The sequence below is a fragment of the uncultured Desulfobulbus sp. genome (assembly GCF_963662935.2).
Lineage (GTDB): Bacteria > Desulfobacterota > Desulfobulbia > Desulfobulbales > Desulfobulbaceae > Desulfobulbus.
Map to the genome: position 1 here is coordinate 2,242,000 of NZ_CAXXTL010000002.1, position 16,536 is coordinate 2,258,535.

At 50.2% G+C, this 16,536-nt stretch carries 11 protein-coding genes; 2 read left to right on the forward strand and 9 right to left on the reverse strand.

All coding sequences use genetic code 11. The features are described from left to right. Positions 1-27: 27 nt before the first annotated feature. The 3 genes from ACHZCX_RS14220 to ACHZCX_RS14230 all read right to left on the reverse strand — a co-directional run bounded on the left by ACHZCX_RS14220 (position 28) and on the right by ACHZCX_RS14230 (position 5,241). On the reverse strand, positions 28-1,995 hold the full coding sequence (locus ACHZCX_RS14220; RefSeq protein WP_319587872.1) for a hypothetical protein: 1,968 nt from the start codon (positions 1,993-1,995) through the stop codon (positions 28-30). Beyond that, the gene (gene csx30, locus ACHZCX_RS14225) at positions 1,992-3,623 is read right to left on the reverse strand and encodes a type III-E CRISPR-associated protein Csx30 (protein WP_319587873.1); all 1,632 of its coding nucleotides are present in this window, start codon (positions 3,621-3,623) and stop codon (positions 1,992-1,994) included. The genes ACHZCX_RS14220 and csx30 overlap by 4 nt, the downstream gene beginning before the upstream one ends. Positions 3,624-4,032: 409 nt before the next feature. Beyond that, a complete protein-coding gene (locus ACHZCX_RS14230) occupies positions 4,033-5,241 on the reverse strand; it encodes a hypothetical protein (RefSeq protein WP_319587874.1) in 1,209 nt (402 codons plus the stop codon). Positions 5,242-5,854: 613 nt separating this feature from the next. On the opposite strand from ACHZCX_RS14230, the gene ACHZCX_RS14235 reads away from it, so the two are divergent. Next, entirely contained in the window at positions 5,855-6,085 is a 231-nt protein-coding gene (locus ACHZCX_RS14235; RefSeq protein ID WP_319587875.1) for a hypothetical protein, read from the forward strand. A gap of 2 nt (positions 6,086-6,087) precedes the next feature. Further along, a complete protein-coding gene (locus tag ACHZCX_RS14240) occupies positions 6,088-8,607 on the forward strand; it encodes a hypothetical protein (protein WP_319587876.1) in 2,520 nt (839 codons plus the stop codon). Positions 8,608-8,648: 41 nt separating this feature from the next. On the opposite strand, the gene ACHZCX_RS14245 is transcribed toward ACHZCX_RS14240, so the two are convergent. The 6 genes from ACHZCX_RS14245 to ACHZCX_RS14270 form a co-directional block, all read right to left on the reverse strand. Next, positions 8,649-8,888 carry a hypothetical protein gene (locus ACHZCX_RS14245; RefSeq protein WP_319587877.1) on the reverse strand — a complete coding sequence of 80 codons (240 nt, stop codon included), beginning with the start codon at positions 8,886-8,888 and terminating at the stop codon, positions 8,649-8,651. 81 nt (positions 8,889-8,969) lie between these two features. Further along, positions 8,970-13,922 carry a TPR end-of-group domain-containing protein gene (locus ACHZCX_RS14250; protein WP_319587878.1) on the reverse strand — a complete coding sequence of 1,651 codons (4,953 nt, stop codon included), beginning with the start codon at positions 13,920-13,922 and terminating at the stop codon, positions 8,970-8,972. 133 nt (positions 13,923-14,055) lie between these two features. Further along, on the reverse strand, positions 14,056-14,607 hold the full coding sequence (locus tag ACHZCX_RS14255) for a hypothetical protein (protein ID WP_319587879.1): 552 nt from the start codon (positions 14,605-14,607) through the stop codon (positions 14,056-14,058). A 164-nt stretch (positions 14,608-14,771) separates the two neighbouring features. Then, the gene (locus tag ACHZCX_RS14260) at positions 14,772-15,221 is read right to left on the reverse strand and encodes a cyclic-phosphate processing receiver domain-containing protein (protein WP_319587880.1); all 450 of its coding nucleotides are present in this window, start codon (positions 15,219-15,221) and stop codon (positions 14,772-14,774) included. A 63-nt stretch (positions 15,222-15,284) separates the two neighbouring features. After that, positions 15,285-15,614 carry an FUN14 domain-containing protein gene (locus ACHZCX_RS14265; protein WP_319587881.1) on the reverse strand — a complete coding sequence of 110 codons (330 nt, stop codon included), beginning with the start codon at positions 15,612-15,614 and terminating at the stop codon, positions 15,285-15,287. Between the two features lie 178 nt (positions 15,615-15,792). Beyond that, entirely contained in the window at positions 15,793-16,536 is a 744-nt protein-coding gene (locus tag ACHZCX_RS14270; RefSeq protein ID WP_319587882.1) for an NUDIX domain-containing protein, read from the reverse strand.

The window sequence follows — 16,536 nt, forward strand, 5'->3', positions numbered from 1 at the left end:
TATCCAGCTGTAACATCATCCTTTCCGTCAATGATAGTGGATAAGCTCGCAAAGCCGATCGGCCGCTTCTCTGTTTCCCTGTTCAAGCTTATCCAGACAAGAAGATAGTCTGTGCTTCCACCCTGGAAACCCTCTCTCTTCCATGCTCGCACACCATTCCCTCAACACACGGAGGGGGTCTGTCCAGGGTTGATTGTACAACAGATCCTGATAAACCCGATACACTTGCAGGAACATAAAAAAGAGGGATTCGTAATCCGAATACTTTTCCGAGCGTTTCTGCAGTCGCTTAACCAGGTTGTCACAATACCTTATGCGTGCAGGCAAGCCATGTTGCTCATTTCTGGCGCAACTCAGCAGGGCGAAATACCAGGCGTGATCCCAATCTCCTTTCCAGGGTGGGTTATCGGGCAGATCGAAGCTACGCCCCTGCAGACGGGCCAATTCTGCCGAAAAATGGAGGCAAAAGGTCAGGTGTGACTGCCGGGCACGCCGGTCATCGCAAGGAGCGAAATCCCCTTGGCTCTCGGCAAGAAGTGAAGACGCCCTAGCAAGATCATGCTGCCCCTGTGCCCCATAGTTTGATCGAGCACGCGCAAGAAGGGCATGGATGAGATAATTACGATCACGCCCCGAATCGCTTGCCCTGCCAAGGTCGGCCAAGCGCACAGATTCTTCTCCTGCGGCTATGGCTTCATCATACCGTTCTTCCAGGCGTAGCAATTGGCATTTGCTGCCCCAATAGGCGACTCGTTTGGCGACTGGAAGTGCTCCTAGGTGAGGCGTCAATTCGTCCAGCACTGTTGTAGCCAAATCCGAATCAAGGGCGTCCACCGCCAGTACTCCGGCAGAGGTTCCCAGGTCGCAACGGTCGGTCAGGCCGAAAAGATCAGGATGATCGCGCAACAGACGGCTACAGCTGTTCAAGTGTTCATTTGCCTGAATAAAACTGCCCCTGTGAGCAAGCATCTGGCCAGCATGACGATGTAGCTGAAAGCGATAAATCGGGCTGCCGACATGGGGCAGCAGCCAGTTCACCATTCCCGAGACATCTCCAAAACGAACGGAACGGACATACCTGGTCATCGTCACCAGAAGTTTGTCAATCTCACCGGCATGAACGGGACCAGACAGCTTGCTCAGAGGATCGGCAAGTTCGGGAAGGCACAGAAGTTCATTGATTGAATCTGCCTTAAATACAGTCACTTTGCTCAACAAATCAGAATCAATTTCCTCAATCTGGGATTGTTGGAGAATTGCTGGAAGTCCCGTTCCATATTCACGGACAAAGCCCTCTAATTTTTCCTGGACATGCTGCACTGCACCGAACGTATTTCTATCACCTCTCAACACACCGGTCGCAAATATCGGACCATTGCCGAAAGGAAGCACAGCTGATGACGAGAGGGTATCCTGGGAAAAAGACAAAGCCCTCAGTACCGCAATGATCATGGGGACATGCAAACTTTGACCATCAATAGCATCCAAGTGGATCGGGCAGAGAATTTTCAGGCTAAAAGATTGACGCCAGCGCAAGGGGATGAACTCACGCCTTAGATCTTTCCAGGCATTCTCAACAATTTTCAGCAAGGCAATGAAGGGTGGATCAGCGACTGTGCCTTGAAAAAAATTAAACTTCCCGAAAGCATCGGAAATTTGCCAGTCATCGGTGGGTGCAATACCTAAGGGAACCATGAGCCCCTTGTTGAAAATGTTTTGCCAGACCGGAAAAACATGATTGACCTGAAACAGTCTTTCTTTTGGAGGAGCATTCGTGCCGTAGATCGATTGCAATGATATCTCCGCAGGCGAAGAACCATCGGGGTGAAAATGTCCCTGAAAAGGGGACAGAGATGTATGGCCAAGCACTTCCTTGGCAAGCTCATTTCGGTAAGGCTCATCATCAACGATTATCCTTTCCAGCAGTTCTTTAAAAAAAACTGGATTAGAACGGGAAAAAGTATGAATGAGTAATTCGTGGCTTTTGTAGTTCATAAAGATTTGTCCTCATGAAGAACGATAATGCGCAATTCTCCATTCTTTTCTTGCAAATAGTGAAACTCTGCTGAGAATCTCTTTGTTGCAAAATCGAGAGAAAACAAAAAAGCGGGATAGAGCTCCCCATCCACCACCATTCCGCAGGAATATTCCAAGGGTGTTTCCATATCAGAAGGAAAATCTATTTCTCCTGTACAGGATAAAAGATCTGCTTTTGGTCTAGTTAGTTCCAAATTATAAATAGGAAAATTCTGAACAGAAGAAATTGATTGATCAACAATTCCAAGGGCAAGACATTCTGCTCCTCCTGAATCGGCAGCCGCCATGCCGAAAGGATGTGGGAATGCTGTCAGCAGCAGACTTTCAGCTATAGAGATAAATTCTATCTTTATAGCTGTTGGCTTCCATTCTCTTAATTTCGAGAACAGGTCTTGCACAGTCTCAAACACGGAAAAAACAGTTTTTTCCGTCAGATTACGAATTGCCTGATGAAAAGCCCCAACTTGATCTGGAATTGGTTTTTCTAGGAATGTTGCGGCAACCTGGAGGGAGGCGGTCCACTCGGATACAGACATATCAATCAGGTCTCGGCCTTTAAGTCGGTTATCACTCCATTCCTGCAGGCATCGGCCAAGACTATGTGGCGAAAGGGTGGGTTTTGTCTTCAACCAGTTGCTTATTTTTTTAAACAATTCGATACGTTCTTTATCACTCAGATCAGGACCAAGCATACCGCCTAGTAGAAGTCGTTCATAGCGGTCTTGTTCATTTTCTAATTGCCTATTAAGAAATGCGCATGCCGTAGCTTGAGCCCCTTTCTCTCTGACAATTTTCGGCAAGGCAACCTCGTCAATGAAATTTGTAAGTGCTGTCAAACCAAGAAATATATTTGAGGATAGAGCCTTGGCCATCTTCTCCTTCAATAGGGCCTGATCCGCGAGGAACTGATAAAAACTGGGGTCTTGTCGAATCGCCTTGAACAGTACTTTTATCCTATCTTGAGGAATTTCCAGTGCGGAAAAATCGAGTCTGTCGGCTGCATCGCGCCAGACGTCGACCAATCTTTCTAATGTGTATTCAGGCAAATCGACCCAAGAATCGATACCGTACCAAGGAAACAAATACTGTTGCCGTTTTGGAATGGATTCTAGCATGTGTTGGCGTCGTCTATTGAGAGGAATGAATCGATGATAAAAAATAGTGTAGCCACCAAGAGCCTCTAATGTAATACGCCGGCAGCGCTGCTTGTATTTATTGTCGAGTTCTAGCACTAAGAGATTCTTTGGGTACGACAGAAACTCATTGAGGTCTGCCGCCTCGTCAAAAATTCTAAATGCCGCCATTACTGTGCCAGCCGTTTCGTCGTCTATCTGCAACGAGAACATGCCATCCAAGTATTCTTTGGCCAGTTTCAACTCTTCTTTGAATAGGGTTAACCCCTCTTTAAGTTCCTTGCCGAACTCTATACGCCTTTGTGTTTCACGCCATTGTTCCAGCAGAATCGGTCGGCTGGGGACCTCATCCATTGTCCTCACAAAATGTTTCGCCTGAGTCAATAAACCGTCAAAACTAACAGAATAACAAGGCAGACCGGTTTTGATCGTATCAATCTGATTTCTGAACATTTCTCTAAATTCCAAGTGGATATTAAAATCCCGGGTTATTTCTAAAGCTCCGGAATGCGCAACTGGTGCTGTGCAACCAAAGATACCAAACTCTTGTTATTCATCCGTTAATAAAGGGGTGATTCTAGTCATCGCTTCTGAGTCCAAACGTCGACATTCTGAAAAAACTTTCAAAGCACCTCGACTAAATGCGTCTCATGTATCCCATAGTATTCTGCTATTAGAAGACAATCTTTGTCTCTTTTGTCGGCGTCCACTAAATAAATGTGACGTTTTTTATGGATGCAATCTGGCGCCATCTTTATCCACAAAATTGCTGAATGTTGCATTCCCAATATTTTAATGGCTATAGGGGCATTTTTTCCAATTTCTCAAATTGTTACAGAAAATCATAGCTAGATTTGTCATATTAACCACCAAGACACATCCCCAGGTACCGATAAACGTCCCCCTCTTCCCGACATCGAAGGTAGCGTCTTTTAGCAGCATCCCTACTGATGCCAAGAAGCCTGGCGAGCTGCTCATAAATACGTTCTTGTTTGATTTCTCCATTTTCATGATAGAAATCATTTGAATTGAAATCTCGGAATAGCTCTTGTTCGATCGTTAAAGCATAATAAAAAATAGCGGCACATTTTTTCAGTACATCTTTAGTAAACATTTGCTCGAAACAGTCTTCAAAATCATTTTCCAATTCTCGATTGGCAATCGACTGCTTTCTCTTTGGATCGGGTAGAGCATGAATCACATCTTCTCTCTCTTCCCCTTCTTCTTTCTCCACATCGCCACTTCCGTTTGATAGTTGAATATTCAAGTATTGCCGGATCATTCCGTTGATTCTAGCGACAATATCTGCGGCGGAAATGTCATTATTTATCCAACACAAGACACCAGATACATCAAAAACAACACTTTTTACATTTTCTATCAATTTATTACTATATGATAATCTATTATCAAAACCATCTTTTCCATTAATTTTACAATCAATCCCACATCCAACAACAATAATTACAATGTTAAATATTTTTGATATGGTATTCAACATTTCCTCATTACGGATATCAACAACCTTGATCGATGGAGACTTGCCAGAAACTTTGTTGCTACGAACCTTATGCAAGGTCGGTATATATGCAGTTATAAATTTTCTATTCATTAATTCATCATTATTTACAAGAACATTACATCCTTCGAGACGAAACATTATTTCCTTTAACTGAATACGCCGTACATCATAGGTTCTTGATATATCTAGTTCCTTTTTCAGAACAATACTATGAATCCATGCCTTAAAGTCATGGCGTTGCTGGTCTGGTTTGTATATTTTTTCGATCGCAATTAAAGCGACTTTCATAGGGGTAAGCTGATCCCGAGTGTCACCATCTATTCCCCTGTAATCTTGAGTTATTTTTTCATCCGAATCACAGCGCCTTATCTCTTTAGCCTGTTTTGTCTTAAAATTATCTTGTATCCCCTGAATATATTCGCAAAATTGCCTGCAATCATTAGGAGTTAAAGGACAATCTCGGCATCGATCATGTCCCTTGCTTACCGTACAATTGAACTTAAGGAAACGGGGGGTCATGGGCTGGTGGTTATCGGTGCTGAGATACATTTCCTACAACTCCTGATCGGGACATATTTGGAGGGAGCTATAGCAGATTCTGGGATCTGCCAAAGGGGCAGGCAACTGCACTATTACAAATGTCATCAATATAAACGAGAGACATGAAGAACTGAATGATTTTTTAATAAGATGACAAACTTCTCGCAGGAAGAAGACTTGGCATTGCCATAGGCAATCTGACAGGTCAAACACACTCAAACGAGAAAAACAGGGTCAAGAACTATTACACGTGCATCAGTCGGGGGAGAGAGGCCATGCAAAAGGCATCCAACCAGGCCGCACATGACCGCGACAATCCATGGACCGGCAGATAATTATTCAAGAAGGCCGGGGAATGGTATGGGATCACCAGTGAACCCAAAACACGCGTGACTTTACAAAAGTACAAAATCTCAAACATATCAGCCGAGGCCGTAGGGGACACCGAAGGTGTGTCAATCTTTCTGTAAAATAATCTCACCCAAGATATCAGTCGCTTCTACGTCTCCCCTTAGAAGCTGACTGTCCGCTTGTTCCGCGTTTGTTCAGATTAGATTTGTTGTCACAAATCTATCGCTCCAAACGACATGCTCTACGAACCCTGACCAAGGAGGAAAGACGCATGGACCGGTGGACGGAAAAAATCCTCGACAAGAACCAGGCAAGGGAAGAAAGTTCGACTCAGCCGGTCAAGGAGGAGACTCTTCAATGGGGCCTCGCCAGACTCGCCGAACTGGAAAAGCGATTCGGGATCACGAACCCTTCCCTCGTGGCGAAGGCTCTCGGCATTTCCGCCCTCTTAACGGCTACGCTCATCCACATCAAAATGTCCTCTAGGAATCACAGGAGTTGATTATGGGAACCAACAACTTTCTTCCCGCAGTAATTGATGTCGCTGAAGCAGATGGTGTCCGCGCATCTGCCGCGATCAAGCTGGCCTCGGCTCAGAGCATCAGACTTCGCAAAAATTACGACAAAGTAAACAAAAAAGAAATCGAGCTTTCACCTTTTCTCAAACATCGCCATATCCTTCAGGCCTTAGCTGCATGGCCCGATACAATAACCATTTCTCTGAATCTACTGACCCAGCCTGAGCCCGCCTTTCCTTTAAGCGGCAAAATAGAGGCCGCCATTGTCGCTACCACCTCCGGGATCGACAAGGAAACCGTTATTGCTGACCTCCTGAGCCGGTGTGCCAATCTCCATGCCCTGCTGACAACCTTTCTCGATAAAGCGGAATTCGAAGTAATTACATGCGAATCTGAACTGTTGCGATGGATAAAGCCATTGCAACCATCCTCGGTGTTTTTAATCGACCGTTTTCGAGAATCACTCACCCTCACCACCACACCCTCAGCGAAGCAACGCAAAATGGAAGGAAATCCGGTGGGGTTTTTGGCATCGGCGGCCCGACAGGAGCAACAAAAAGCGGGGCAAGAAAGAATTGACTACCTCTTCCCCTGGTACCAAGAACGGTTTTGCGACTTGGCCGAGGTTGTCGAGGCATTGCTCTTTCATCCATCCCCGGTTTGGCTCCATATACGGCTTCGCCCAGCTCACGCCACCGACGAAGAAATGAAAAAACTTGAGGAATCCCTCACTTTATGCGAGGAATTACTTAGTGGTGCGCATGCAGCAGAATCCATCCTCTCTCTCCAAGCACGGGCGCTCAGAGAAGCCCTTTCTGATCGAATCTGGCAAAAAGACCGGCAACTCTTCCAAGGAGCATGTTTTCTCTGTTCTGAATCGGCCATCGACGAGGCCTTGGTGACGGCGGTGGCCAGCGAGATTTCCTCTGTGCCGAACGTCAAAGAACAGCCCTACCTTCCGCTCAAGGGCGGATTTTCTGTTACACCAATCAATGGCCAGAAATTTCTCGCCCCTGATTATTTTTCACCCAACGGCATCATGACGGTCGACGAGGCTGCCTGTGCCTTCCGTATTCCTTGGCCGGAAAGGATCGATCCACAAGGCTTGCCTATTAAAAACCATCGTTCAGGCTTGATCTCACCGACGATACTGCAGAACCAAAAACCTCAGATGCTGCTTCTTGGCACCAACCGCCATAACGGCCATATCAACGAAGTCCGGGTTTCCGATGAAGACCGGATGCGCCACACCCTGGTCATGGGCCAGACAGGAACCGGAAAATCAATTTTTCTCGAAGGGATGGCTATTTCAGATATCGAACAAGGTAAAGGTATCTGCTTTATCGACCCGCACGGAGACTCGATTGAAAAAATTCTCCAACTCTACCCTGAAGACAGAATCGATGATCTAGTGCTGATCGATTTTCTTGATCAGGAACGAATCATACCGTTCAACATTCTTTCCTTTGGTGACGCGGAAGAGCGGGATCACCTCATTGATGATCTCTACGGATGGATTGATCTTGCCTATGACATGAAAACCACGGGTGGCCCTATATTTGAATCGTACTTTCGCAGTTTTCTCCGCCTCCTGATGGAAGAGGAGGTGTGCAAAACATTTTCCCCAACCATCCATGATTTTCTTCGCCTGTTCAACGATCGCAAATTCCGCAACTATTGCCGAGACAAATGCGCCGATCCGGAAGTTGATCGCATGATCGATCAGGCATTGGCCGCGGGGGGGGATGCATCTTTGCAAAACATAACTCCTTATGTGACTTCGAAACTCAATCGGTTTTTTTGCAATGAGACCGTGAAAGTCATGACCGGCCAGGAGAGCATGGCCCTAAATTTTCAAGAAATGATGGATCAGGGCAAAGTCATGCTCGTCAATCTTGGTCGAGGACGTTTTGGCAGCGTTGCAGCCAGCCTGCTGGCCAGCCAAATTGTCAGCCGAATCCAGATCGCCGCTATGAACCGGATCAAGATGAAAGCAGCGCTACGGCGTGATTTTTTTCTTTACGTCGATGAATTTCAGACCATCGCCTCCGAACCCTTCATTGCCATGCTGTCCGAGGCACGGAAATTCAAACTCGGCCTGATCCTGGCGAATCAATATGCCGATCAACTGGATACAAAAAAAATAGGAAGCGGTGATTCTGTTCTCAGTGCGTTGCTCGGCAATGTCGGCAATACAACCTGCTTTCGGCTTGGAATCAACGATGCCCGTACCATGGAAGGTGTCTTTCACCCGAATTTCAACAGTGAAGATCTGGTCAACCTGCCGACTGGCACCTGTTATGTCAATCTCAAGACCAGGTCAGCCAATCCATGCTCGTTCAGCCTGGAGACACGGTACATGGAAGGGAAAAACCGACCTGACTACGAGGCCAGGCTTAGAGAAACATCCCAGAGAAAGCATACCATTACCCTGCAGGAGGCGCGTTCGAATATGACCAAACATGACGAGCTAATCCGAACACTGTGCAATAAAGACGATGAATAAATCCCATTTTTCTTAAATGAGTCCGCTAATTGCCGATCATTTCATGAGAAAAATGTTGGTGTTCGGATACACGCCACCAGTCCTGGAGCTTCCGTCTGCAGCCGAAGCACAACATCAAAGCAGACACGTTTGTCTCCTTCGCCCAGTTGACAGCTTACTAGGCTCTCGATGGTGCCGTGACACACCCTCTCTTGCCACCTTGGACTGGCTGAACTGGCCGGGGTGGTCAATCCTGTTAGGCACATGTTGAGCAACAAGGCGAAAACTATTCGTTGTTTCATGGGCCAGCCTCCTAACCATTTAAAATCTTTGGGATGACGAACGATCGTGTCCATCTCTTCCATCTGATTTCCTTTCGACATCTACTCTGCCTTCACATCCCGCATCCGGACGAGGAGGGCCTGGAAAGTGGGCAGGTCGCGCAGCGAGGCGAGATCTTTGTCCTGCTCTGCGTGGTCGGCATCGGTGTTGCCCAACTCGACGGACCGGGTTAGGGCAGTCAGAGCTTCAACCTCCTTGCCCAGCCGGGCGCGAGTGCAGGCCAGGCCATACTGGATATCCGCATCTTCAGGCTTGAGGGCAACAGCACGCTGCATGGCCACATCGGCCTCAACACTATGTCCATGCTCCCTGGTCGGGTCTCCCTGGTCCTGATAGAACTGGGCGATCAACCCTTGGGCAAATGCCACCAGATTCCAGAGCATGGCATCCTCCGGATACTCCCTGATTAACTCCTGAAGGATTTTTAGGGCACGCTGGTAGCCTTGCAAGGCCACTTGCGGATTGGCTGCTTGTTCCCGTATCGCCACCTGCAAAAGCCATTGACAGAGGATTTTCTTATTCTCAATATTGGGCAGAAGATCGGCCATATGGGCGCTGAACATTGAACCTCGCCGCCACCAGATGATGGCGGCACCCGCATCCTCGCGCTCTGTTGCTGCCAACCGATGGCAGGAAGACAGACAGTCATTCAGATACTGGGTGTTCTCCGGTTCCAGCTCCCGCAGACGCTCATGGATGGCCAGGCCCTTAGCATACCATTTACGCGCCTGTTCCGGGTCGCGGCGGCCATCCAGGTCGCCCATCTTGTCGCAGGAGACGGAGAGATCCCGCAGATACTCGGTGTTCTCCGGCTCCAGCTCCCGCAGACGCTCATGGATGGCCAGGCCCTTGGCATACCATTTACGCGCCTGTTCCGGGTCGCGGCGGCCATCCAGGTCGCCCATCTTGTCGCAGGAGACGGAGAGATCCCGCAGATACTCGGTGTTCTCCGGCTCCAGCTCCCGCAGACGCTCATGGATGGCCAGGCCCTTGGCATACCATTTACGCGCCTGTTCCGGGTCGCGGCGGCCATCCAGGTCGCCCATCTTGTCGCAGGAGACGGAGAGATCCCGCAGATACTCGGTGTTCTCCGGCTCCAGCTCCCGCAGACGCTCACAGATGGCCAAGCCCTTGGCATACCATTTACGCGCCTGTTCCGGGTCGCGGCGGCCATCCAGGTCGCCCATCTTGTCGCAGGAGATGGAAAGATCCCGCAGATACTGGGTGTTCTCCGGCTCCAGCGCTACCAGTCGCTCACTAATTTCCAAGGCCCGTTCGTACCAGCGCCCGGCAAGCTCGGGATCGCGCGTTTTCTCCATGTCCCCCATCCGTTCGCAGGAGACGGAGAGGTTATATAGATATCCCCTGGTATCAGGCTCCAGCGCCACTAGACTCTCAATAATTTCCAGGGCCCGGCCGTACCAGCTCCGGGCCTGCTCAAGATCGCGACGCTCTTCAATTTCGCCCATCCCAATGCAGTCACAGAAAAGGTCAAACAGATAAACAGTATTCTCCGGCTCCAGTACCACTAACTGCTCATGAATTTTCAACCCGCTCTCGTACAAGCGCTTAGCCTGCTCAGGGTCGTGCTGCTCCTCCATCCTGCCCTTCCCAAGGTAGGAGGCGGAAAGATAACGCAGGTTACTGGCGTCCTCCGGCTCCAGCGCCACTAGACTCTCACTAATTTCCAGGGCCTGGCCGTACCAGTTCCGGGCCTGCTTAGGATCGCCCAGTTCCTCGATCTTGCCAATCGCAAGGTAAAAGGTGGAAAGACCACGCAGGTGATTGGTGTCCAACGGCTCTTGCGTCACTAGCCGCTCCATTATTTCCAGGGCCCAGACGTACCAGCGCCGGGCTAACTCCGGATTGCGCAGCTCCTCCACGCAGCCAATCATGTGGAGGGACATGGAGACACTAAACAGATAATGTGTATTCTCCGGCTCCAGCGCCACTAGACTATCACTAATTTCCAAGGCCCGTTCGAACAAGCGCCCGGCCTGCTCGGGATCGCGCATTTGCTCCACGCTGCCCATCAAAATAAGGGATTCAAGGAGTTCAAACTGGTAGTGGCTGTCCTCCGGCTCCAGCGCCACTAGACGCTCTCTAATTTCCAGTGCCCGTCCGTACCAGCTCCGGCCCTCCTCAGAATCACGCTGCACCTCAATCTCGCCCATCTTGCGGTAGAAGTAGGCGAGGAAAGATTGGTATGAGGTATTATCCGGCTCCAGCTCCACCATACGCTCGCATATTTCCAGGCCCTGAGCGTGAATCAGGTGAAGGGCCGGGCTGGCCCCAAGCCGTTTGTTCAGGTTTATGCCGGTCCCCATCAGACCAAAATATAACCGCTCAAGGCTGGATGTATGGTTTTCCTGCAGAACGTAACCGCATAAAGCTTGCAGCTTTTGGCCATACCTGGCCAGTTCCGCCTGAATCGACCGAGCAGTGCCCAAGGGGGCGACCTGCTCAAGTATCCGGGCCAAGAGTAGACAGCTGCGTAAGTCTCCCATTGCCAATATGTCTCCCGATGGCAAAAAGACATGCAACCAACTGGGATTAATAGCAAAAACGATCTCCCCAGACTTGGTCAAGGCACCATCGAACCGGGCAGTCTGGGGTAGTTGCAGCCAAGCGGTAAGACTTACCTCGGAGAAGGCTGGATCGCGGCGCTGTAGGGCACGAAATATGACCTGTTCGGCCAGGGAGTCGCTCAACCAATCCAAACCACCAGATTCCGATTTCCGAAGAAAACCGGACTCGACCATCCGCTCGAGGTCATCCATACCAGCGGCAATCCGCACTGGATCGTTCCCTAGTCGCTCCTGCCATTGACAGTGCCACTGGTCGGCCAAGGATTCCGGAATCTGCTCATAACCCTGATCAATGCAGATATCGGCCAAGGCCAGCACCCGCTCTTTCAGGGAGCCTTTCCTCCCCTGGCTAGCGGCGAAGCTCCGATCCAGCCAGGCATCCCACACCTTGGCCTCGGTAAGAGTTGAAGGAGGATATTCTTGGCCAGCGAAAGCCTGGTGAAAAAGCAGTACCATCAATGGATGGCGCAGCAGTGTTCGGGTTTTCGGGGCAAGTTGTTCCCAAGGAGCCGGACAGGAGGAAGCCAGGGCCGTGGCGGTGGCCTGAAAGGCGCCTCTGGTCTCGGCTTCGGTAAAGGGACGAAGGCAGAGCCAGGGCTGATCCTCGCCTTGCAGGTCAGGAAAATGGGCAAAATTGCGGGGCTGATCGAGGAAATGGCCGCTACTGCCGGTCTCATTCCATCGGTCCAGGAGCACAAAAAGCCGTTCAGTACGCACCGAGACCAAGAGGCGGACAAATTGCCGGCCCAAGCGCTTGTTGCAGGCGGCAGCCATGGAGGCCAGTTCCGCAACTTCCTGCAACAATTTCTTGGCATCTTGGGCCTCGTTGACCGCATCGAGTAGAATAATGAGGCGGCGCTGTTCGTGATCAGCATCCTGTTGCCGGGCCTGCTGCTGCCAGGCGGTGAGCAGTTCGTCAAAACGTCGTGCCATGGTCTTGGGATCGTAGAAAAAACCTAGGCCATCACGGATACGGCCAAAAAGACTGGTGTCGTCGCGCAATGCTCCGCCCAACAAGAGTAGCACGCAGTCGTTGTTATCGCAGGTTTCCTGTACTGGATCTTCGGTGACAGAGTCGGCTGAGGTCAGCAGATCTTCGGCAAGACGGCAAAATAGCGAGGTTTTGCCCATGCCCGCATCGGCAGCAACCATCAAGGCCACCTCTCGCCCATGATCGAGCCAGCGGCGGATGGCATCATCGACGCCATGGATCTGCTCGGCTGGTTCCCCTCCGGTAGTAGCACCCTGTGGGCTCCGACGCAAACGGACCTGATAGAAGTCTGGAAAATATTTCACGCCCTTTAGGTTGTTGACCAGCCCCAGGCTGGTTTCCTTGGCCCACTGGCTCACGCTCCAGGGATCAAATTTTCTGTAATCAAATCCTGGGTCGATATTTTTTGCCCGCAGCAGGTCCTGATACCGTGCGAGGGTATCCTGGCGTTCGCTTCGACTTCTGACCCCCAGATAGAGGGCCGTTTCCTTGCCATGCCCCCCGAATACCAGGAGAGGTTCGGTGAATCCTTGGGGCAAGGGCTCATCCGAGGACAGGAACAGGGGATAGAGTGGCAGAAGATCGTCATCATGATTCCTGAGAATCGTCGATGACTCGACGAACAGGTCCTCCATTCGCGCATCGTTACATTTCTGTTCGGTAAAGAATTCCTGCCCGCCAATCAGGACAACCACGCCGTTTGGGCTTTGGCGCAACACGGTAATGGAGGCCACAGGAATGAAGGTGTGCAAAACGACATCGAGAAGTTCACGTATTTCCGGCAGCCGTCGGCCACATTCCGCCTCATCCCAGGGAGAATCATGGGCTCGTTCATTGCGTAAGTCACGGAGTCGTTCATGGATCTTCAAGCCGTTACGCTGTAATTTGGAGAATTGCTTGGCAGCAAGCACCAGATCCGCGGCAAAAGGGCCACCTTCGCTGAATGTGGGAAAGCCTCCTTGCCGATCCTGTTGCGGAAGAAAGACGTGCTTGCACAACGTGTTCAACACATGAAACCAGCCTTCCAAGGACGGACGACGCAGATACTGCAACGCGATAGCCGCCTTTTCGCACTGCCGAGTCTGAGATTGAAGAAACTGCGCCAGAAAGATGAGGGCGGTAAGGCGGAGCACCGAGGTGTAGGCATAGAAGGCACAGTCCACTGCCCAGGAGGCTGTTTTGGACTCGAGCATACTGCGGTAGCCCCAAGCGATAGGAAAAGGGTAGCGCTCCAACACCAGGGTGGAGAGTGTATCGGCTGGAGGTGAAACCGAGCCGGCTGGAGTATCAGTGGTCGGTGATTCCGGGCCCGCCACCGGCCACCGATGGTCACAATCCTCGCAGAGGAACCCTTTGTTTTTGGAGCGCACGGTCACATCCGTTGAGCCACATGCGGGACAGCTACGTTCATTCATGCCGGGCGTTCTCCTTGCTTGTTTGTTGTCATGGTTTAGCATTCACCGGGCATATGCCCTACCGTCCTCTTTCCACCGTTTGGAACCGCTCTAGACGGCCTGACAAGGACAACTTCTGGAGGACAAGAGCTGCCTACAGGGAATCAAGAAGCTGTTTGGCATAGCGAAAATACTCATCTCTAAGTATGCACCACTTGACCTCGATGAATTCCGCCTGTGTCGATGCAAGCCCCTTCATTATTGCCATTATAGACTCCCTGGCGCTCAACCTGTAAGTGTTTCCCATCAAGGTCATGGCGATGGATTGCAGACCATTTTTCACACTCTCTTCGGCCGTGTTTCTTACGGCGGAGGTCAGCAGGGCAGAGGCTTGCTGGGGAGAAAATACGGTGTCATTCACATGGTGATAGAATGCGGCCGCGACAACAAGATGCCCCCATGTTTCATTTCCCTCGATTACTTTGGCATAACCATGACGTAACGGCTTTATTCTGGCGATTTCCTCCTCCACGGCAACATACAGTTCCCCTTGCTCCTCGACACTCTCCACTTCGTGTGTAGATGAGGTTTTCAAGGCTTTTGCTGCTGCCGTTCCACCAATGGCGCAGACTTGCCCGTCGACCGGTAACACCAGACCGTCGGCGTCTACCCTTGCAATATCCTTCTGTAATAATGTGATTTTCAACGACACCCTCCTGCAATCCAAGATACATGGTAGTGAATTTCCAAGGCATTCGGAAAGAAAAAACATTCCGTTACAAGGTGGAACGGCCGACTCCTGCGGGGGCATTCGAGCTTGATTTAGCCGCTACGACGAATATTGGACTATTGCCCCAAAAAATCTGCACGCTACGCATCCCTGTCTTCCCACGCCTCGCGAACTTCTTCCAGCCATTCATGGTAGAGTGCGTCGTTGATGTCAAACCAAGATGTTCTCGTCACTCCAAATCCGGCCTCTTCCAATCTTCTCACCATGATTGGCGCCTTCCCCGGATTCATGGAATGAATGAGCACTGGCACACGGTTGGAGATGTTGCCGATCATGGCTTCAACCATTTGAGTCCCTGACAGATCCCGATCGGCAACGGTCACCACCCCCATCTGCAGATCATGGTCCAGCAGGATACCGCCAAGGACATGGCCACGATCTCTCTTCAACATCCCCAGCGCACTGCCGCCATTACGTACGGCCACGAGCCGAAACCCGATTGGGAGGTAATTCTGAAACCATTGGATTCTTATTGGGTTATCCTCGATCAGCAGGATAGGAATGAGAGGTGTGTTTTTTGCTCTTGCCATGCCACTCCTTGGAAAAGAGTTATCCGTCGATCAGTTGAACCCGCTTTCATACAACGGAAAAGGTTATCCCATGCGCAAACCCGCAAGAAACCCTGCCCCAGCGCTCACCCCCTGACAGGTGAATCGGGAGAGCCGATCCATGAGAAAGCCACCAGATTGTTTCGCCAAGTCCATGGCTGATTGGGCCGCTCGCTCTATTTCGTGATGATTGACCACGGCAATACCGTAATATTCTGTAACAAAAAACAGGATGACAATCATTCCACCCAACAAAAGAGCCGCGCGCAACATCTTTTTGGCGCAATACCCTACAGCTAGACCGATGACGAAGGGTGCACCGACATTCGGCAGCAAAAAAGAGGGGTCGAGAAAATCCTGGGAAGGTTCGGGCATGGCTTGTCCTCACGACAGGAAAGGTTTTTTTCAAAGGAACTTATTCCGACTACCCCTTGAGTCGATCCTGATGACGAATTGGTGACAGGCCAGTTAAAAATTACTCTCTATCGATATATTTACAAAGGGAAGATGTGGCTAATGTGTACTTGATCGCATTGAGAACGCATGCTTTTGATCAGAAACTCACCTCCGAAGAAAAAAAGATGTTCGTCAATCTCGGAAGATCATCCTTGGCTTTGTCGCCGCTCCTAAGCCTGTCCATAAGTTCGCTTGGCGTCAGCCAATAGAACGCGCAGAAATCATCCTGATTGTAAATCGGTGTCTGGTCGGCACAGATCTCATACACGGTCATGAAGGCTGAAACCCCATGCCTATAGGGTGTAAGCCGGCCCAGGATTCTTGGCTGCATCAATGCGGCTTCGAGATTCAACTCCTCCTTCAACTCGCGTGCAAAAGCCTGGTCATAGGTTTCGCCAGAAGCAACATGCCCGCCCATGCTCATGTCAAGGCACAGGGGAAAGAGTTTCTTCCCTGCTGCGCGCCGTGGAATCCACAACTGGCCGCTGCCGTTTCTCAAGAAGGCATTGACTACCCTGAAATTGCAAGCCCCTTCCAGATAGAGAACCGATCTCCATTGTTGACCGATGACCCTGTCATCGGTGTCAACGATATCCAGCAGTTCATCGTCCTGATGAGTGTGATGAAGAAACACCATACCTGTCAGTACCCCCCCTAAACCGGGCCAAGTAATCCATCGTCTGTCACATCTAGAACAATCAATAAGACTAATGAGATAAGGGATAATTTCCGCTATCCCGGCGATCGAAAAATATACGGCAAAGGAACAAGAAAAATGAATCTGACGACAAAGTAACTGAAATCGAAAACACCAAGTGAGCCGATGAAATTCCCCATCCAT